At 56.4% G+C, this 18,613-nt stretch carries 16 protein-coding genes and 1 tRNA gene; 6 read left to right on the forward strand and 11 right to left on the reverse strand.

Going from position 1 to position 18,613, the window contains the following annotated elements; translation table 11 throughout:
- Nucleotides 1-6: 6 nt before the first annotated feature.
- From oadA to AC2Q8J_RS00100, 3 genes are all read left to right on the forward strand, one after another.
- A complete protein-coding gene (gene oadA, locus AC2Q8J_RS00090) occupies nt 7-1,806 on the forward strand; it encodes a sodium-extruding oxaloacetate decarboxylase subunit alpha (RefSeq protein ID WP_486451834.1) in 1,800 nt (599 codons plus the stop codon).
- A 330-nt stretch (nt 1,807-2,136) separates the two neighbouring features.
- Entirely contained in the window at nt 2,137-4,632 is a 2,496-nt protein-coding gene (locus tag AC2Q8J_RS00095) for a TonB-dependent receptor (RefSeq protein ID WP_486451835.1), read from the forward strand.
- 2 nt (nt 4,633-4,634) lie between these two features.
- Nucleotides 4,635-5,366, forward strand: coding sequence for a hypothetical protein (locus AC2Q8J_RS00100; protein ID WP_486451836.1), 732 nt, complete (start codon nt 4,635-4,637; stop codon nt 5,364-5,366).
- Between the two features lie 42 nt (nt 5,367-5,408).
- On the opposite strand, the gene AC2Q8J_RS00105 is transcribed toward AC2Q8J_RS00100, so the two are convergent.
- Together AC2Q8J_RS00105 and gpt are read right to left on the reverse strand one after the other, a co-directional pair.
- Nucleotides 5,409-5,485, reverse strand: a tRNA-Arg gene (locus AC2Q8J_RS00105).
- A 65-nt stretch (nt 5,486-5,550) separates the two neighbouring features.
- Nucleotides 5,551-6,015: a xanthine phosphoribosyltransferase gene (gene gpt / locus AC2Q8J_RS00110; RefSeq protein WP_027873691.1), complete on the reverse strand. Its 465-nt coding sequence runs from the start codon at nt 6,013-6,015 to the stop codon at nt 5,551-5,553.
- 179 nt (nt 6,016-6,194) lie between these two features.
- On the opposite strand from gpt, the gene AC2Q8J_RS00115 reads away from it, so the two are divergent.
- Complete coding sequence (locus AC2Q8J_RS00115) at nt 6,195-7,517, forward strand: sigma-54 interaction domain-containing protein (protein WP_486451837.1); 1,323 nt, start codon at nt 6,195-6,197, stop codon at nt 7,515-7,517.
- Here AC2Q8J_RS00115 and AC2Q8J_RS00120 read toward each other — a convergent pair.
- Nucleotides 7,514-7,909 (reverse strand): VOC family protein, encoded by a 396-nt coding sequence (locus tag AC2Q8J_RS00120; protein ID WP_288362274.1) that lies wholly within the window; start codon nt 7,907-7,909, stop codon nt 7,514-7,516. The two genes, AC2Q8J_RS00115 and AC2Q8J_RS00120, sit on opposite strands and share 4 nt — an antisense overlap.
- Before the next feature lie 92 nt (nt 7,910-8,001).
- A complete protein-coding gene (locus tag AC2Q8J_RS00125; protein WP_288362273.1) occupies nt 8,002-8,361 on the reverse strand; it encodes an SUI1 family translation initiation factor in 360 nt (119 codons plus the stop codon).
- A gap of 95 nt (nt 8,362-8,456) precedes the next feature.
- On the opposite strand from AC2Q8J_RS00125, the gene AC2Q8J_RS00130 reads away from it, so the two are divergent.
- Entirely contained in the window at nt 8,457-8,693 is a 237-nt protein-coding gene (locus AC2Q8J_RS00130; protein WP_204995864.1) for a SlyX family protein, read from the forward strand.
- 17 nt (nt 8,694-8,710) lie between these two features.
- Here the strand turns inward: AC2Q8J_RS00130 and AC2Q8J_RS00135 are convergent, their stop codons facing one another.
- Both AC2Q8J_RS00135 and AC2Q8J_RS00140 read right to left on the reverse strand, forming a co-directional pair.
- Nucleotides 8,711-8,971: a cold-shock protein gene (locus tag AC2Q8J_RS00135; RefSeq protein ID WP_154653860.1), complete on the reverse strand. Its 261-nt coding sequence runs from the start codon at nt 8,969-8,971 to the stop codon at nt 8,711-8,713.
- A 219-nt stretch (nt 8,972-9,190) separates the two neighbouring features.
- The gene (locus AC2Q8J_RS00140; protein ID WP_486451838.1) at nt 9,191-10,027 is read right to left on the reverse strand and encodes an SDR family NAD(P)-dependent oxidoreductase; all 837 of its coding nucleotides are present in this window, start codon (nt 10,025-10,027) and stop codon (nt 9,191-9,193) included.
- Nucleotides 10,028-10,181: 154 nt separating this feature from the next.
- Here AC2Q8J_RS00140 and AC2Q8J_RS00145 point away from each other — a divergent pair, with 154 nt between their 5' ends.
- Nucleotides 10,182-12,752 carry a sensor histidine kinase gene (locus AC2Q8J_RS00145; RefSeq protein WP_486451839.1) on the forward strand — a complete coding sequence of 857 codons (2,571 nt, stop codon included), beginning with the start codon at nt 10,182-10,184 and terminating at the stop codon, nt 12,750-12,752.
- Here AC2Q8J_RS00145 and AC2Q8J_RS00150 read toward each other — a convergent pair.
- The 5 genes from AC2Q8J_RS00150 to AC2Q8J_RS00170 form a co-directional block, all read right to left on the reverse strand.
- The gene (locus AC2Q8J_RS00150) at nt 12,742-12,951 is read right to left on the reverse strand and encodes a cold-shock protein (protein ID WP_204995861.1); all 210 of its coding nucleotides are present in this window, start codon (nt 12,949-12,951) and stop codon (nt 12,742-12,744) included. The genes AC2Q8J_RS00145 and AC2Q8J_RS00150 overlap by 11 nt on opposite strands.
- A 269-nt stretch (nt 12,952-13,220) precedes the next feature.
- Nucleotides 13,221-16,082: a valine--tRNA ligase gene (locus tag AC2Q8J_RS00155; RefSeq protein ID WP_486451840.1), complete on the reverse strand. Its 2,862-nt coding sequence runs from the start codon at nt 16,080-16,082 to the stop codon at nt 13,221-13,223.
- Between the two features lie 162 nt (nt 16,083-16,244).
- The gene (locus tag AC2Q8J_RS00160; protein WP_486451841.1) at nt 16,245-16,580 is read right to left on the reverse strand and encodes a hypothetical protein; all 336 of its coding nucleotides are present in this window, start codon (nt 16,578-16,580) and stop codon (nt 16,245-16,247) included.
- Between the two features lie 11 nt (nt 16,581-16,591).
- The gene (locus AC2Q8J_RS00165; protein WP_486451842.1) at nt 16,592-17,023 is read right to left on the reverse strand and encodes a DNA polymerase III subunit chi; all 432 of its coding nucleotides are present in this window, start codon (nt 17,021-17,023) and stop codon (nt 16,592-16,594) included.
- Nucleotides 17,024-18,502: a leucyl aminopeptidase gene (locus tag AC2Q8J_RS00170; protein ID WP_486451843.1), complete on the reverse strand. Its 1,479-nt coding sequence runs from the start codon at nt 18,500-18,502 to the stop codon at nt 17,024-17,026. It lies immediately after the preceding gene.
- Between the last annotated feature and the right edge of the window lie 111 nt (nt 18,503-18,613).

The following is an 18,613-nucleotide window of genomic DNA, read 5'->3' on the forward strand; positions in this document are numbered from 1 at the left end:
GGCACTATGACTACGCCGATTAAAATTACCGATGTCTCCCTGCGAGACGGCCATCAATCGCTTATTGCCACGCGGCTGCGCACCGAGGACATGTTGCCGGTGTGCGCCGAACTGGACGCCCTGGACTATTGGTCTCTGGAGGTATGGGGCGGCGCAACCTTTGATGCCTGCGTGCGTTTTTTGAAAGAGGACCCCTGGGAGCGACTGCGCAAGTTGCGTGAGGCGCTGCCCAATAGCCAGCTGCAAATGTTGCTGCGTGGCCAGAACCTGCTGGGTTATCGCCACTATGCTGACGACGTCGTCGAGGCCTTTATTGCCAAGGCGGCAGACAATGGCATGGATATCTTCCGGATATTCGATGCGATGAACGATGTGCGTAATTTGCAAACGGCGATCGCCGCCGTGAAGGCCGCCGGCAAACATGCTCAGGGTACTATTTGCTACACCACCAGCCCCGTGCACAACACGGAAACGTTCGTCGAGCAGGCGCGTAAGATGGTGGACATGGGCGTAGATTCCCTGGCTATCAAAGATATGGCGGGCCTGCTGACGCCGAGTACCACCGGTGAGTTGGTCGCGGCGTTAAAGGCCGAGTTTGACCTGCCGCTGGCCCTGCATTCGCATATGACATCGGGTTTGGCTGGACTGTGTCAGTTGAAGGCGGTAGAGGCGGGCGTGGATATTATCGATACCGCTATCTCAGCCTTTGCCAACGGCACCAGCCACCCGGCGACCGAAACCATGGTTGCGGGCCTGAAAGACACGCCCTACGACTCGGGCCTGGATCTGGAAGTTTTGCAAAGCGTTTCCAAAAAACTGTGGGCGGTGCGCAAGAAATACCGGCAGTTTGAGAGTGAGTTTACTCGCGAAGATGTCAGCGTTCAGATAAACCAAGTGCCGGGCGGCATGATGTCTAACCTGGCGAACCAGCTAAAAGAGCAGGGTGCCTTGCACCGTATCGATGAAGTCTTCGCGGAGATTCCCCGGGTGCGCAAGGACCTGGGCTTCCCGCCGCTGGTAACACCCACCTCGCAGATTGTCGGTACCCAGGCGGTGATGAATATTCTGGCAGAGGCGCCCTATACCACCATTACCAATGAGGTGAAGCGCTATTTGCAGGGTCACTACGGCGCGGCGCTGGGAACGGTGAATGAAGAATTGCGAGCCAAGGCGATTGGCAGTGAAGCGGTGATCGATGTTCGCCCTGCAGATTTACTGCCGCCTGAAATGGAGAAATTGCGCGCAGAAATTGGCGAGCTGGCCGACAGTGAAGAGGATGTACTGAGTTACGCCATGTTCCCGGATCTGGGCCGCAGCTACCTCCAGCAGCGTCGCGATGGCACATTACAGCCTGAGGTTTTAGAGTCGGAACCCGAGGCCGATCGCCCCGCCGCGGAAAATGCGGTGCCCACCGAGTTTGTGATCGATGTGCACGGTGAAAGTTATCAAGTGGCGATTACCGGCGTCGGCATTAAGGGTAAAGGCAAACGGCACTTGTACATGACGCTGGACGGTATGCCAGAGGAAGTGGTTTTCGAGGCATTGAATGAATACCAGCGCGACGGGGGAAGTGGGCGCCGGCAGGCAACTCAGCCGGGGCATGTTACAACGAATATGCCGGGCAATATCGTCGATGTATTAGTGGCGCAGGGCGATGTGGTTAAGGCGGGCCAGCCAGTGCTCGTCACTGAGGCGATGAAAATGGAAGCGGAAGTGCAGGCGCCGATTGATGGCACAGTTCGTGATATCCACGTTAGCAAGGGAGATCGCGTCACCCCGGGTGAGGTATTAATAGAAATTGAGTAAAGAGCAAGAAAAACGCTTGCAAACCTCAATGATAATGATTATCGTTTAGTTGTGTCGCGGCGGGATGGTGTCTCCCCCCTCTCTCTGACGTTCTTATCCCGTCGCGACCTCTCTCCGTATTGGCCCCGGTTGCTTACCCTGCTTCCGGGGCTCTTTTTTTACGTCCCGCCACGCCTGCCCCTTGTCATGTAAGCAGTTTATGTAATTGCACTACAACGCAGTATTTGTGACATAGCGTCAACATCCTGTTTTCCCTCGCGTAAGCTCTATGGCTCACTCGCTGGTATCAATGCGCGGGGATTACATAACAATAATAGAGGTTGTATCGCAGTGAATAGGGTTATGTTGGGTAGCGGCCTGCTGCCGCTTTGTTTTGGCAGTATCGTCACGGTATTACCGATTTTCAGTGCACCCGCTTACGCGCAGTTAGAGGAGGTGGTCGTCACGGCCAGGCGCCGGGAGGAGAGTCTGCAGGACACGCCGATTTCTGTTTCGGCGATCGGGGCATCGGCGCTGGAGGATGCGGGCATCACATCGCTGGCGGATGTTAAGAACATCGTGCCGAATTTGCAGATAGCGCCGACGGCGACCAAAAGCCAAGCGATTTTTGTGCGGGGTATCGGTCAGCGCGCCTCAACACCTGAGCTCGACCCAGGAGTAGGCCAGTATTTGAATGGTATTTTCATCGCCCGTCAGGACTCTCAACTCCTAGATGCGGTTGATGTTGAAAACATCCAAGTATTGCGCGGGCCACAGGGCACGCTGTTTGGTAAAAACAATACCGGTGGCGCGATGCTGGTGACCACGGTTGCGCCAGATTTTAGTCGCCCGAGCGGCAGCGCCACGGTCACTGCCGGCTCTCACGGCCGCCAAGATATTAAGGCCAGCGTTAATTTGCCATTGATCGAAAATCAAATGGGCCTGAGGCTCAGTGGCACCGTGCGGCGCCTGGATGGCTACGTTAAGAATATTGTCGATGGCACACGCTTTGGCGATGAGGACCGGCAAGCGGTGTCTGCGCGGCTATTGTGGGACCTTACCGAGAACCTGCAACTCGATGTCTTCTCATTCTGGAGCTCGCAGGATGAGAAAGGGCAGGCGAACAATTGCGAAGTAATCAATGCGCAAGCGGCCGCGGCCACATTCTTTGTTCCCCAGCAGCCTGATAATTACGCCCAGCGATGTCAGCAGCAGGAGGGCTTGGCTGAGCAGCGCAAGGTGGCGATCAACACCGAAGCCAGTTTTTATCGCCAGCAGTCACAGCTTCACGCGATAAAGCTGAATTGGCATATGGGGCCGCTTGACCTTGAGTCGATCACCGCCTACAGCCGTCAATATGGCTTGGGTAAGCAGGAGGACGTTGACGGCAGTGACTTTAGCCTCGTGCACAATGGTGAGCGTTTGGCATTAAAAGCCTTGACGGCCTCCGGCGTCGACCCGGATCAAGAAACGCGTTACCAACTCAGTCAGGAGCTGAAATTCAACGGGCGGTTTTTCGAGGACAAGCTCGACCTGACGTTTGGCGCCTTCTACTCTGCAGAGCGCATCGATGGATTTCCCTACCCACAAATTATTGGCGCCAACGGGGTTCTGGGTATTCCCCCGGAATTTCTGCTGAGTAGTGCCGCAGGCGTTGCGCTGCCTGGGGTCGATTTACTGTCGGCGGCTGCCAATAACCTTGTGCTGCCGCTGCTGTCAGCGTCGGTCAATTTAAGCTATATCGAAAATGAAACACGTGCGCTGTTTGTACAGGGTAGTTACGATCTTACGTCCCATCTGCAACTAACGCTGGGTGTGCGTTACACCGAAGATGATAAACAGCGGGAGATTGCTTTATACAACGCCGATTTCAATGCCTTTGGGCTGCGTGAGGGGCTTATTCATGCTCAGGGCGGCATCTATAACCCAGTGCCCAGAGCGTATTTTGACAATATCGACTTTGCACAACCCATTCCGTTTCTCGCGCCGGTGTCGACGTCGTCAGAGCTGTCCTTTGACCAGGTTTCGCCAGCGTTGACGGTGAGCTATATCTGGGAGGAGGCGGACATCGCGGCGATCGGCCTCAATAGTTTGATGACCTATGTGACCGTCAGCGAGGGCTATAAATCGGGCGGTATTGGTCTGCGGGGGCGACGCCTCAATGAGTTCGAGCCAGAGGTGGTGGAGAACAGTGAGGTCGGGTTTAAGCTCGATGCCCTCGATTCGAGTTTGCGTCTCAATGGTGCGATCTACCATATGAGCTACGACCAAATCCAAGTTCAGCAAGCCGAGACGGGCCCCGGTGGGCCGACCGATGTCATTCTGTTTTTGGATAACGCGGGTTCTGCCGTAGTGCAGGGCGCCGAATTGGAGGCAACCTGGCTCTACGAAGGGCTACAGGTCAATGCCAACGCCGGCTATACCGATGCCTATTATCGGGATTACACGGTATTTTTAGCGGATGGCTCCAGCTTTGATCGCAGTGCCGAGCCCTTTGCGGTGGTGCCAAAAAACACCCGCTCGCTCGCTGTGCAATACCATTGGCAAACGCGCTTTGGCGCGTTCATTCCGCGGCTGCATTACTCTTACCGCTCGGAAATTTTTGTCGGCCTGGACGCCAAGGCCAATCTCTACGATGGCGCGACATTGGGCGGGCAGGAGTTGTATAACGCCCGCCTGACCTGGCTGCCCGACGAGAAGCTGCGTGTGGCGATGTACGTGAACAACCTGAAGGACTCGCTGTTCTTTGGCGGCGGGGTGGCTCTGGGTGACAATCTTGGCACAACAACAAAGGCGCAGTTGCCGCCGCGTCACTACGGCCTGGAAATTTCGTATCAATGGGATTAATCGTGGCTGCCAAACAAGCCAATGAAATAACGGTTGAGCAGGCCGTGGCAGAAGCCGAGGCCTCTGCTGAACGGCTCTTGAGTATGGCGCGGGCAATAAATGCGAGGCAGTGCCAGCCGGACACCTGGTCCTGTCGCCGTCAGTGGTGTGCAGATGCCGGGACCTATGTCTATCACAGTCATATCGCTGTGAGTTGTCAGGATCGCGAGCGACTGCATTGGCTGAGCAATGTGTTTTTTCACGCGGCTAGCCTGCACGGTCAGCCTTGGTACCCGGAATTTAAGGGCGGTAAACGCCAGGTATTGGCCCGCCCGCCCGTGGGGCAGGTTGTCGATCATCAACTGTGTTGGGGGCGCTTTGATCTGGGGCTGCCAAGCCCCCGTTATTACCGGCAATTACTGTCTTTGCTTCGCCCGGCAGATGACGCTGCGGTAATCGTTGCCCGCTCTGTGGACCATGGCCCAGCGCTGCCACCTAAGGCCAAGCTGGCTTATACGCTGTCGCCCAATGGCGAGGTCTTGCTGTGGCGCGACGATCAGCTGCACTGGCACCATATCTGCTGTACCCCCGGGGCGGGTATTTTGAATGGTTCTGCTGACCGCTGGCTGATAAATGCCCTACGGTGGCTGCGCTTAGATCAGTCGGAACGGCGCACCTATCGACGTGAAGCGGAGCAGTTGCGAGACTGGTTACACGCCGGTCAGCCCAGTGTCTCGCCGGCGATCCCGGCTTAGCACGCCAGTGTGCGATAGCTGAAGAGTGGAGCATGGAAGAGGTGGCGCCCCGGAGAGGATTCGAACCTCTGACCTGCCCCTTAGGAGGGGGCCGCGCTATCCAGCTGTGCCACCGGGGCGAAAAGCGCAGCGGGAGATTCTACTGACTCTATCTGCGTGGCGCAAAGGCTTCGTCGGCGGTTCGTTATTTAATGAGCGGCTCGCTGTAGCTGTGCTCGATATCCCAAGGGAAATGTATCCAGGTATCTTGAGCGAATTCGCGGGTGTAGTACTCGGCCAGCGCCATCGCCTGAGGTTTGGCGTAGATGGTGACGAATGTGGCCTTGGGCAGCAGCTCGCGGGCAATTTTTGCAGTGCCTCCGGTATCGACGAGGTCGTCAACCAGCAGATAACCGTCACCGTCACCTTCCACTGATTTGAGAATACTAATCTCGCCCTGCTTGTCGTGGTCGTAACTGGCGATACACAGGGTGTCGACGACGCGAAGATTGAGTTCGCGAGCGAGAATGGCGCCCGGTACCAAGCCACCGCGGGCGATACTGATAATGCCTTTCCACGGCGTGGCGGTGAGTTTGCGCGCTAGGTTACGGGTGTCGCGGTGCAGTTCGTCCCAAGTTAGGTAGTACACGGGCGTTTCGCTGGTCGACATGCTGAGATCCTGGCTGAGTGTAGGGAAAGGCAGTAGGGCGCGATTTTGCAGCAAGCGTGGTGCCCGGGCAAGAGGGGAGGTGCTTGTGTCAAAATACCGACATGCTGGTGTGGTTATGCTGCCCGGGCTTGGCTATAGTCAAAAAAACGACAACGGCAAGCAGAGAAAATGTGGCACCCATGCCAACGCGTATCCAGTTACTCATCGACGCAGCCCCCGATATCATCGCCCACTACCGTGTGTTGTTAGAGGCACTAGACCCAAACCAGCAACGGGTGACCTGCGTTGAGGCGTTGGCACAGGCGAATGCCGTGTTGTTGGCCGACGGTGCGCGCCTTGCGCCCGAAGCGCTCGACGAGCGTCCCTGTCTGCTGGCGGGTGCGCTGGCTCAGCAAGGGCGGTGGCCGAACTGCGTGGCCTGTATTGACGCTCCGGTATTTGATTCGCTACTAGAGGGCTTGGGGCGCCTGGGGTCGATGCTCGGCGATGTCCCATCGGACATTGATCACGGCTTAGTTGCCAGCAGTCCGGCAATGCAGGAGTTGACGCACCTGCTAGCCCAAGTTGCCGACAAATCGGTAACGGTGCTGATTAACGGTCCCTCCGGCGCGGGTAAGGAATTGGTTGCACAGGCAATACACCGACTTTCTTCCAGAAGCTCTGGCCCTTTTGTGCCGATCAATTGCGGCGCCATTCCCCGAGAGTTATTAGAGTCAGAATTGTTTGGGCATGAGCGCGGCGCGTTCACGGGCGCGATTTCTAGCCGCGCCGGTCGCTTTGAGCTGGCTGACGGCGGCACTTTGTTTCTGGATGAGATTGGCGACATGCCGCTGGACATGCAGGTGAAGATATTGCGCGCTATTCAGGAGCGCAGTTTTGAGCGTGTTGGTTCCAGCGAGAGCCGCAGCGCCGATGTGCGAATCATCGCCGCGACGCACCGGGATTTGCCGGCAATGATCGACGCGGGGGAATTTCGCGAAGACCTTTACTACCGCTTGAACGTTTTCCCGCTGCAGGTTCCTGCCTTGTCCGAACGTAAAGAGGATATTCCCGCCCTGGTGCGCGACATCATCCGCCAGCTTGCCGACGACGGTTTGGGCACCCTGGCGCTAGCGCCGTCAGCAGTCGCTTCTCTGCAGGCTCACTCTTGGGCGGGCAACGTTCGAGAGTTGGCAAATTTGTTGGAGCGGCTGCTGATTATGTACCCCGACAAAGTGGTGGGGCGCCAGGACTTGCCTGACGCCTACCGCGGTGCTGAGGTGGTGTGGCAGCCACCAGCGCGCGTTGAAGTGCGCACGAGCGGGGCGGCAATCGCCGATGATGAGCTTCCGGTTGAGGGCGTATCGCTCAAGGAAGAGGTGGCTGACTTTGAGCAGCGACGGATTCAACAGGCCCTTCGGGCGGCAGATCATGTTGTGAGCCGGGCGGCGCAGCTGCTCGGCTTGCGGCGAACCACGTTGATCGAAAAAATGCGCAAGTACGGCATGTCTGCCGACGTTTAACAGCCGCCGAACAGCTCAATCCAGTTGCCGTCAGGGTCACATACAAAGGCGAAGCCAATGTTTTCGGCAAAGCGGGTAACATCGACGGCAATCCCGACATTGGCCGCTTTGAGTTGGGCGATAACGCTGTTCAGGTCGGCGACGCCAAAGCTGATATAGCGATAGCCGCAGGCAGCGTGGCCACCGCCAGGAATACATTGCTCGGGCGTTTCGTCACCGTAGTTCACCAGCTTGATGACTGCCGTGCCCAGTCGGTAGCGGTGCATTGTTCCGCCGGGGAAGTCGAGCTTGCCCTCGAAGGCCAAGCCAAGGGTGTTGCCATAGAAGTGACACATGGTGTCGATGTTGTGAGTGACGATGCCGACTTCAATTGTTTCGCTAAGTGCTGTCATGTGAGACGCCTCGATCTTTTTCTTTCAGGCTACCAGAGCGCCTGTACTGACGGCAGGCTTAGCTGGCAAATCTTCATAACAGTATGAACTGCTTAACCACCGGCAAGTTTGACGGTGTAGCCGCGTTCTTCCAATAGGCGCTTCAGGGCTTGGCGCTGATCCCCCTGGAACTCTAGTTGTCCGTCCTTTACCGCGCCGCCAATACTGAGCTTTTGTTTTAACTCCTTGCCGAGTTTTTTCAGGGCGGCGTCGTCTAGCGGTATGCCGCTGACAATACTCACGCCCTTGCCTTTGCGGCCTTTGGTTTCTCGACGAATACGCACAATACCATCGCCGCCGCGGGCGCTGCGTTCAGCGTCGGCGTTGATATCTTTGCAGCGGCACTGTTGTTGGGCTTCTCCACATTGTGGACACATCCGGCCTTGGTCTGTGGAGTAGACGATACGTGACATAAAGAGGGTTCACTCGAAAAATTCTGATGCAAAAAAAGTATAATAACCAGCGAGGGCGGTATAGTAGCCCACGATTTTTTCAGGAGCCTGCACCGATGTCCAGTCGCGAAACAGAGCAGCTAGTGGAGCTGCAAACTCAGTTGGCCTATCAGGAAGACTTACTCAATGCGCTTAACGACAGGGTAAGTGAGCAGGACGGCGAACTGCGTATCTTGCGACAGCAGCTGCGCCAATTGGCGCAAGCCAGTCGTGTAATGCGTGAAACGATGGAAGAACAGGGCTTGGCTCAGCCCGGCTTCGCGGCGGATATGGAGAAGCCGCCGCATTATTAACCCAGTGGTAACGGACGCTAGTCGACGACCGAAACTTCCTCGGCCTGCGGACCCTTTTCGCCTTCGCTGAGCACGAACTCCACGAGTTGTCCTTCCATTAGGCTGCGGCGACCTCGGCCTTTGCCACGGATAGAGCGAAAGTGAACGAATACATCGTCACCACCCTCACGAGTGATAAAACCATAGCCCTTGCTGACGTTGAACCATTTTACGGTACCGCGCTCGCGCTTGCTGCCTAGAGCGTCAATGATGCCGGGTAGTCGTGGAGAGAGCAGCATGGCAAATAGCAGTGCTGCAAATACAAGAGCGGCTGGTAGCGCTGCCAGGCTAGCCAGACCCAATTTGGAGAGAGAAAATACCGTCAGTGCGCTGAGCGCTGCAGAAATAATAATTCTTAGAATTAACAACATAACAATACAAAACCAAAAATAAATAAACAAAACAAGGGATTAAGGGCCAGCAATATCGGCCGCAGCCGGCGGAGTATAGCACTCCAATTACAGTTCGTCGCCGTGCAGCGTACTGAGCTTGAAGCGGCGTGACAGCAACCAATCGGTAACGCGGCTGGGCAACTTACTGAGTGAATACAGCCGCCGATGCCCGTTCGCAACGCCCACGTAGGCGGGGCAGCGTGATCGTTGGCTGGCGTCGAAGATACGCATGGCAACGTCGTCGGCATCACTCGCGTTTTGCTGAGACAGGCTTGCTCGCTCGGCAATGGCTTGTTGCAGTGGCTGGTAGGGCCCCTGCGTTTGCTGTGGCGTCAATTCAGATTCGGCGCGTTCAGCGAATTTAGACCGGATTGCGCCGGCTCTAACCACCATCACCCGAATGCCAAAGGGCGCTAATTCCATGCGCATGGCATCGCTTAATGCGTGCAAGGCGGCTTTGCTGGCGCAGTAGCTGCCGGCAAAGGGTGTCACCAAACTTGCTGACACGCTGCCGATGTTTACAACCGTACTCCCGCGCTTTAATGACTGGCGTGCAGACTGAACAAGCTCGAGCGGCGCGATGCTATTGGTTTGGAATTGCTCGGCGAGTTTTTGTGGGCTAATTTCCAGCATCGGCCCCATCAGGCCAAAGCCCGCGTTATTAATGAGTAGGTCAATCTGGCCGAACTCCTCGTGCAGCTGAGTGCAAAGCGTGCGGATGTGCTCGGGGTCATTAAGGTCTAAAGCGCGCTTGTGAAGGCGGGGGTGTTCCAGAGTAATCGATTCGGGCCTGCGGGCGGTGGCAACCACGTGGTAGCCACGAGCAAGGCCCTGTTCGGCAAGGGCCTTTCCCAAGCCGCTTGAGCAGCCGGTAATCAGCGCTAACTTAAATGAATCTGTCATGGCAACGCTCCATCTGCGGGGTGTTTCATCGCGGTAAGTCACAGGCCTACGTTAGTGGAACTACGCATTTTTATGCCCCGCGTGCTGGGAGATGATGCGCTATATTCATGGGTGTTGGCAACGATGAGCCTTCAGCAAATCAGGGAGGGGTGATATGCGTGCAAGCACCACTGCGCGTCGGTATGTTGTGCGCCGTTGTGCCTTTCGCTTGGTGTGGTTGGCGCTGTTGACGACAAGCCTGGCCGTAGGAAACGCACGGGCTGAAGTTACTGGATTTATCGAGCGACCCGTCCCGTTTGCTGAGACCTTGGCAGAAGTCGACTATTTACTTGACCACGGTGCGGTCATTCCGCGTTTCTTCGACCTGCTGGAAAATTCCGATCTCGCCGCTTTTCAGGCCCTTCAGCAGCAAATGAGTCAGGCGCTGCCCCCATTGGCAACACTACAATCGCTAGGGGGAGAGCAACAAGCCCTGCTATCGCTGCAATCTATTGTGTCCGCTTACTCCGCTTACAAGGTGGGGAATGTCGGCGCCGTTCCACTTAATGCTGAATTGGATCAGCGCATTGTTATCGATGCGCTCAGCAAGCTGCATGGGCAGTTAGTTGCGCAGATCGCGCGGGATGAAAAACGTTGGCAGAGCGCGGAACGCAGCCGCTTGTTGTTGCTATTTGCTTTGGTGTTAATGGCGTCAGCGACTCTGGTGCTGGCAGTGCTGCTGTCGCGGCGTCAGCGCACGGTCTCGGCCTTGAAGGCCAATGTCGAAACAGAGGTATTGCGCCGCCAGACCCTGATGGCATCAATTCCTGGTGCGGTTTTGATATGCGACGCGCAAGGGATGTTGATTGCAGCGAGCGAAACCGCATCCAAGCTATTGGGCTATCGAAATGCCGCATTGATAAAGCGCTCTCTGCGCAGCTTGTTTGCACCGCGATTCGAACACAAATATGAGTTTCTGATGGAGTCCTCGTCAGAGCAGGATGCCAGCTTTAAAGGCATCGAGTTGATGTTGATGAGTCATTCCGGCAGTGAAGTGGCAGTTGAGTTATACCCCGGTTGGTACACCGATGCAGACGGCAGCCGTCGCCTGTTGTTATTGATTCGCGACATGAGTGACCAGTACTTGATGCACGAACAATATCAGCATAGCCAGCAGCGTTTTGATCTGGCGGTTATGGCCTCTCACGACGCCATATGGGATTGGGATTTGCTCGCAAAGGAGGTGTACTTAAGCCCTGCGTGGCTGAAAATGGTCGGGCTGTCTCGCTGCAACGAGCGCGACGGTTTACGCGTGCTGATGAACAGTATTCCGGAAGCGGATCAGCAACGGCTGAACCCGGAATTCATCGCGTTTTTGAAGAGTGATGACAAGCTGTTTTCTGGGGAGCACAAGATACGTCGTCGTGACGGCTCCGTGCTTGAAGTGAGTTTTCAAGCGGCCGTGCAGCGCGATTCTGACGGACGCGTTGTGCGTATGGTGGGCGTTCAATCGGATATCAGCGCGGCGAAGCAGGCAGAGCGACAGCTGCTTGCTGACAAGCGTGGGCTTGAAGATCGTTTGCGGTTGCAAAGTATGCAACTCGAAGAAGCGAATCAGCGGGCAGAGCAGGCCAGTAATGCTAAGTCGGCCTTTTTGTCGGTAATGGGGCATGAGTTTCGCACCCCGATGAATGCTGTGGTGGGTATGACTGACCTGTTGTCAAAGTCGGCCTTGAACCGCGAGCAGCGGTTGATGCTCGATACCATTCGCCGCTCGTCACAGAGTCTATTGGCAACCCTCGACAATATTATCGACTATTCACTGCTTGAAACCGGTGACGTCAAATTAGAGGAGGAGAATGTCCAGCTGTGGGATTACCTAGAGGGAGTCGCCTTGGCGGTAGCGCCAATGGTGGCGCGGAATCAGCAGCAGTTTCTGTTGCGCATCGATCCGCGGTTGCCGGAGCAATTATTTACCGACCCCATTCGCTTGCGGCAGTTACTGTTAGTGCTGCTTGAGAATGCGGTTAAGTTTTCTGTTTACAGTACGCCGAGGGGAATTATTGAGCTGCAAGTGCGTCCGGCCAGCGACGTGGAACGGCAGTACTACGACTGGGCTGAACTTGTATTTGAAGTTCACGACAACGGTGTGGGGATTCCTGAGCAGGGCAGTCGCGAGCTATTTCGACCCTTTGTGCAGGCAGAAAATTCTCGAAACCGCCGTTTTGGCGGGGTGGGCTTGGGGCTGGCTGTCGCCGAAAAACTCGTGTCTCTCATGCGTGGGCATATCCTGGTGAGTAGTGCCGACGATGCCGGTAGCTGCTTCTCGGTGCTGTTACCCGCGCAACAGCTGGAATTGAATCATGCGGATGTCGACGCCGCAGGCCTGCCGATTATCGCGCTGGTCAGTGATGAGCGTTTGCGCTTATCGCTGTCGGCGGCGCTGAGCCGGCGGGGCTGGCGTGCACATTTCGTTACCGATGTTCACGGCCTGCAAAAACAATTGGCCAAAATGCCAAGCGACTCGCCGCAGTTGGTAATTAGTGAGCGACGTGAGACCTGCTTGGAAGCGTTGGACACGGTTATCTATCTGCGAGAGCGGCCTGAACGCGAAGAGTCGCTGCCGGCGGCGAGTGAGCGCGTTGTATTAACTAACCCACTGTTGCCATCGCAACTTTATCGCGCCATTGATGCCGTTATACCGTCGGAGCAGGACTCTGCCACAGCGGTCAAGCTCAGACCTTGAGCACGTCCTCGGCTTGCAGACCCTTGGGGCCTTCTACAAGTTTGAACTCGACATTCTGGCCTTCGTCCAAAGTGCGATAGCCGTCCCCCTGAATGGAGCGAAAGTGGACAAAAACGTCCTCGCCCTCGTTTCGGGTAATAAAGCCAAACCCTTTGGCATTATTAAACCATTTCACGGTGCCAGTTACGCGGTCGCTCATTGCTTATCCTCTTTGTCGCAGTTGGGTCGCATAAAGGTACTTTCGGTCGGGCGGCGAGATAATTGCCACCAGTCCGGGGAAAAGAGATAGGAAGCGGGCAGAGCGGTCTGCTTCGGGGCGGGGAGCCGGACTTGCCGGTTGTCAGCGAAACGAGAAAACATCACAGTTGGGCGAATAGCGCTGCCGAGATTGCTGTTTACTATAACGACTCTAGCGCTGTTGTCCATGCTTTGACCCATTCATTTGGATCAAAGCATGGCAATGAGACGTTACAGCGCCTCTATTTCGCCGCGCTGCTCAACGAGTCGCAGGCGGGCATGCTGCTGGCCTTGCAGCTTTTCTTTTTCCTTCTCGACGACCGCCGCCGGTGCCTTGTCGACAAAGCCGGGGTTACCCAGCTTTCCGCTCAAGCGCTGGATGTCCTTGTCCAGTTTGGCAATTTCCTTGTCGAGGCGAGCCAGCTCCGCGGCCTTATCAATGAGGCCAGCCATCGGGACGAGAACCTCCATATCGCCAACCAGCTGTGTAGCGGCCATCGGCGCTTGCTCGCCGTCGTTCAGGGGGCGAATATCGTCCAGTTTTGCCAGTTTCAGCAGGAACTGCCGATTGGTTTCCAGGCGTCGGGCATCTTCGTCGCTGGTGTTGCGCAGCAGCACATTGAGCGCTTTCGAGGGGGGCACGTTCATCTCGCCGCGAATATTGCGTATTGCGGTGATAACGGCTTTTAGCCACTCGGCATCGCTAAGGGCTTGCTCGTCAATGCCTTGATCATTTGCACAGGGATAGGGCTGCAGCATAATGCTGCTATCGCCCGCATTAATGCCGGCAATCGGGGCCACGCGCTGCCAAATTTCCTCGGTGATGAAGGGCATAAAGGGGTGAGCAAGGCGCAGGGTTGCTTCAAGAACCTGAATGAGCGTACGCCGCGTGCCGCGTTTTGCTTCGGCGCTGGCATTGTCGTCCCAAAGGACGGGCTTGGAGAGTTCCAGGTACCAATCGCAGTACTCGTTCCAGATAAATTCATAGACCTCTTGGGAGGCGTGATCCAAGCGGTAGGCGGCCATCGCATCGGCCACGCGCCGCTGGGCTTGTTCTAAGCGCGCGCAGATCCAGCGGTCGGCGAGGCTGAGTTCTACGGGCTCATTGCCCGTGCCGCAATCTTCGCCCTCCGTATTCATCAATACATAGCGGGCAGCGTTCCAGATCTTGTTACAGAAATTCCGGTAGCCCTCTAAGCGTTTCATGTCCCAGTTGATGTCGCGGCCGGTCGAGGCCAGCGAGTAGAGGGTAAAACGCAGTGCATCGGTGCCGTGGGCGCCAATACCCTCGGGAAAGGCTTTACGCGTTGCTTTGCCAATTTTCTCAGCAAGTTGAGGCTGCATCATATTGCCGGTGCGTTTTTGCAACAGGCTGTCGAGGTCAATGCCGTCGATCATGTCCAAGGGGTCGAGGACGTTGCCCTTGGACTTGGACATTTTTTGCCCTTGCTCGTCGCGTATCAAACCAGTGACGTAAACCGTTTTGAACGGGACTTGGGGGCTGCCGTCTTCGTCTTTCATAAAGTGCATGGTCATCATGATCATGCGAGCGACCCAGAAGAAGATAATGTCGAAGCCGGTTACCAACACATCGGTGGGGTGGAAGGTTTTCAGGCGCTCTGTCGCCTCCGGCCAACCGAGGGTACCAAAGGTCCACAGCGCGGAACTAAACCAGGTGTCGAGTACGTCTTCATCCTGCTGCAGCGCCAGCTCGGGGGGCAAGTCATACTTGCTGCGGGCTTCTTCTTCATTGCGGGCCACATAGATATTGCCCTCGCTGTCATACCATGCGGGCACGCGATGGCCCCACCACAGCTGGCGAGAAATGCACCAGTCTTGGATGTCCCGCATCCAACTGAAATACATATTTTCATACTGCTTGGGTACAAATTGGATGCGGCCGTCTTCTACGGCGGCAATGGCGGGCTCGGCTAATTTTGCCGTCGCCACAAACCACTGGTCGGTGAGCAGGGGCTCGATCACCAGGCCTGAGCGGTCGCCTCGGGGGACTTTCAGCGCGTGATCGTCGACTTTTTCCAGCAGGCCTGCTGCGTCTAAGTCGGCGACAATGGCCTTTCGCGCGGCGTATCGGTCCAGCCCTGCATAGGCCTCAGGCAGGCCGGCATCTAATTCATCGTTCGCGCTACTATCGCTGTTGTAGACGTCTGCGCGGCCGAGGATGGCAGCGTCCTGATCCATAATATTGATCATTGGCAGCTTGTGACGCTGGCCAAGTGCGTAGTCGTTGAAATCGTGCGCGGGGGTGATTTTGACACAGCCAGTGCCGAACTCGCGGTCGACATAGTCGTCGGCAACGATGGGTATACGGCGGCCAACCAGCGGTAGCTCGATAAATTTACCGGCCAGCGACTGGTAGCGCTCGTCTGCGGGGTTTACCGCGACGGCGGTGTCGCCGAGCATGGTTTCCGGACGGGTGGTGGCAACGACAAGGTAGCGGCTGCCATCGGCGGTTGTTTGGCCGTCAGCCAATGGGTAGCGGAAGTGCCAGAGATGACCATTCTCGTCCTTGTTTTCAACTTCCAGGTCGGAAATGGCGGTGTGGAGCTTGGGATCCCAGTTGACCAGGCGCTTACCGCGGTAGATTAATTTGTCGTCGTAAAGGCGAACGAAGACTTCTTGAACGGCCTTGTAGAAGCCGTCATCCATGGTAAACCGTTCGTTTTGCCAGTCGACAGAGGCGCCGAGGCGACGCAGCTGGCGAGTAATTGTGCCGCCAGACTCCTCTTTCCATTCCCATACCTTGTCCAGGAAGGCGTCGCGGCCCAGGTCGTGACGGGTCTGGCCACTTTCCGCAGCGAGTTTGCGCTCGACGACCATCTGGGTGGCAATACCTGCGTGATCGGTTCCCACTTGCCACAGCGCCTTGGCGCCTTTCATGCGCTGATAGCGGGTGAGCGCATCCATGATCGAATCCTGAAACGCATGCCCCATGTGAAGGCTGCCGGTGACATTGGGAGGTGGGATCATGATGCTGTAGGCAGGGCCATCTCCGGCGGGGGAGAAATACCCTTTTTCCTCCCAGGTCTGGTACCACTTGCTTTCAATGTCCGCAGGCTGAAATGTTTTATCCATGGGTTTCCGTTCGGCGATAACTGTTGGGCGCAGAGCGCGGGAAGGCGCTAACGCAAAAAGGCGATAAGTATACTGAGTTTTGGTCCTCTGGGCCAAAGCGCGAGAGGATTGTTTGGAGAGGTTTTACGCTGGGGGCGAGCGCCAGTGCTCTGGCGCGCTGCCTTAGCGCTGACGGCTTTGTTGATACCAGCGCTCGAGTACGTCGCCGTCGAGCTTAAGCAGACGCCTGCGAAGTTCCGCTTCTATGTCGGGCAGCATATCGTCGATCAATTCTTGTAAAAAAATCTCCCTGCTGTGGTCGTCGTCACCGCCGGCCAGCCAGTCACTGTTGTTACTGGCTGTGTGTTCCGCGCTATCTGAAGCCTCGGCGGGCTCGGTATCGGGCGTGTGGATAATGTCGTTCAGCACCGGGATGTCGTCGCCGGTGTCACTGAGGACGGTTTTTAATGATTGCAGTTCGTCTAACAGGGGAAGTTGTTCGTCGTTGGTGTGGCTCATTGCAGTCCCCCTTATTGGCCGACGTTGTGATTGTGCAGCGGGTAGCCGTGACGCTTATAAAAGCTGTAGCGCTGCCGCGATGCCGCCAGCGACTGCTCGCGTTGATCGACAATTTCTGCCAGCCGTGTAAAGCGGCTGAATGGCTCGGGCACATCATGGGCGAGATTGATCAGCAGGTCGCAATGATCGCCCATGGCGGTGTGGTCGCCTGCGTGGCAGATCGCTATGTCAGCGCCACCCTCTGCACCCAGCTCATGGGGGAGAAAACTCTCTGGCTTAAACTGCCAAAGACGGTCGTCGAGTTCGGCGGCTTGCTGGGCATCGGCGCAGTGCATCAATATTTGATGACCACCGCGCCACGCTTTCTCGGCCAGCCGGCAGCTGAAATCCATTGCCGCATCGGCCGAGGTACTTCCGATAATGTAAAAATCGACGCGAGTCACCTAGTCCTTTGCCTTGCTTTGCAGGTAGTTGAAGAGCAGACCTACCGGGCGACCAGTAGCGCCTTTGTTGGCACCGGACAGCCAAGCGGCGCCCGCGATATCCAAATGTGCCCAGCGGTAGTCGTTACAAAAGCGCGACAGGAAGCAGGCGGCGGTAACGCTGCCGGCCTCGGGGCCGCCGATATTTGCCATATCGGCAAAGTTACTGTCCAGTTGCGGCTGGTAGTCATCCCACAAGGGCATAGGCCAGGCGCGGTCGCGTGCCTCGTTACCACAGTTTTGCAGCTCTGCAGCGAAGTCGTCTTGATTACTGTATAGGCCGATAGCGTGTTTACCTAGGGCAACAACGCAGGCGCCTGTCAGCGTTGCGATATCGATGACTGACGCGGGTTTATACTTGCCTGCGTAGGTGAGAGCGTCACAGAGCACCAATCGGCCCTCGGCGTCGGTATTGAGGATTTCGATGGTTTGCCCCGACATACTGGTGACGATATCACCGGGCTTGGTAGCTCGGCCGCTCGGCATATTTTCGGCTGCCGCGATAATGCCGACCACGTTGACCTTTAACTCTGCTCCGGCAACGGCGCGAAGTGTGCCCACCACACTGGCGGCGCCGCACATGTCGTATTTCATTTCATCCATCTTGGCGCCGGGCTTAAGGCTGATACCGCCCGTGTCAAAAGTGACCCCTTTACCCACCAGTACGTGCGGGCGCTGACTCTTCTCCGTGCCTTGATATTCAATGGCAATCAAGCGCGCGGGCTGGTCGCTGCCGGCGCTAACCGAGAGCAGGGCGCCCATACCGAGCTGCTGCATTTTTTTCTCATCGAGCACGCTAACTTTTACTTTCTCGAACTGTCGAGCGAGTTTGCGTGATTCTTTCGCGAGAAAATCCGGCGTGCATATATTGCCGGGCAAATCACCGAGGCGACGAGTGACGTTAATGCCTTCTGCCGTTTGTTGACCATATTCGACGAGCTTACGGTTGCTGTCGCTGTTGCTGCCTTGCAACACGGCGCGCCGCAATGCACTGCCCGGTTTTGCCTTGCTCAAGGTTTCGCTGTAACGGTAGCGGGACACTTCCAGCAGCTGGGCGCTGCGCTGCAGTAGCCAACTGGCTTTGCGCCCGTCGACGCGCAGATCGCCAAACAGAAGACAGCAGTCTTTGCTCTGCTGCTTGTTCAATACGGCAATGCCGCTTTGCAGGAGTTTGTCGGCGTCGGCGTCGCTGACGGTCTCGCTGTCACCAGTGCCGACCAGCAGCAGCCGTTTGGCGCGAATACCGGGTAAATAGGGGATATAAAGTGTTTCTGCGACCGTGCCTTTAAAATCGCCGCGTTTCAGCAGCGCGTCGATTGCGCCATCGCTCGCTTCGTTAATGGCGGTGAGGGCGCCGCTTAACTGGCCATTGCTGAAGACGACAAGACAGTCAGTGGCGATGGTTTTTGGGTCTTTGCAGGGCTTTAGGCTGATTTGCATTGATTCTCTCTCAGACAAACATTCGCAGAGGGCGCCGCGATAAGCGATAATGCGGGCCAGATTTTTATATCGGTGCTTGCTGCGTCCAAAACCGGGACGGGCAGCGTGTTA

This window comes from Spongiibacter sp. C9W (genome assembly GCF_057370015.1).

Excerpts from the sequence above, each read along its gene's own strand:
- oadA (WP_486451834.1), top strand. The coding sequence starts at position 7 with ATGACTACGCCGATTAAAATTACCGATGTCTCCCTGCGAGACGGCCAT.
- AC2Q8J_RS00145 (WP_486451839.1), top strand. The coding sequence starts at position 10,182 with ATGCGTGCAAGCACCACTGCGCGTCGGTATGTTGTGCGCCGTTGTGCC.
- AC2Q8J_RS00160 (WP_486451841.1), bottom strand. The coding sequence starts at position 16,580 with ATGAGCCACACCAACGACGAACAACTTCCCCTGTTAGACGAACTGCAA.
- AC2Q8J_RS00135 (WP_154653860.1), bottom strand. The coding sequence starts at position 8,971 with ATGCTGCTCTCTCCACGACTACCCGGCATCATTGACGCTCTAGGCAGC.
- AC2Q8J_RS00150 (WP_204995861.1), bottom strand. The coding sequence starts at position 12,951 with ATGAGCGACCGCGTAACTGGCACCGTGAAATGGTTTAATAATGCCAAA.
- AC2Q8J_RS00130 (WP_204995864.1), top strand. The coding sequence starts at position 8,457 with ATGTCCAGTCGCGAAACAGAGCAGCTAGTGGAGCTGCAAACTCAGTTG.
- AC2Q8J_RS00115 (WP_486451837.1), top strand. The coding sequence starts at position 6,195 with ATGCCAACGCGTATCCAGTTACTCATCGACGCAGCCCCCGATATCATC.
- AC2Q8J_RS00125 (WP_288362273.1), bottom strand. The coding sequence starts at position 8,361 with ATGTCACGTATCGTCTACTCCACAGACCAAGGCCGGATGTGTCCACAA.
- AC2Q8J_RS00140 (WP_486451838.1), bottom strand. The coding sequence starts at position 10,027 with ATGACAGATTCATTTAAGTTAGCGCTGATTACCGGCTGCTCAAGCGGC.
- AC2Q8J_RS00155 (WP_486451840.1), bottom strand. The coding sequence starts at position 16,082 with ATGGATAAAACATTTCAGCCTGCGGACATTGAAAGCAAGTGGTACCAG.
- gpt (WP_027873691.1), bottom strand. The coding sequence starts at position 6,015 with ATGTCGACCAGCGAAACGCCCGTGTACTACCTAACTTGGGACGAACTG.
- AC2Q8J_RS00120 (WP_288362274.1), bottom strand. The coding sequence starts at position 7,909 with ATGACAGCACTTAGCGAAACAATTGAAGTCGGCATCGTCACTCACAAC.
- AC2Q8J_RS00170 (WP_486451843.1), bottom strand. The coding sequence starts at position 18,502 with ATGCAAATCAGCCTAAAGCCCTGCAAAGACCCAAAAACCATCGCCACT.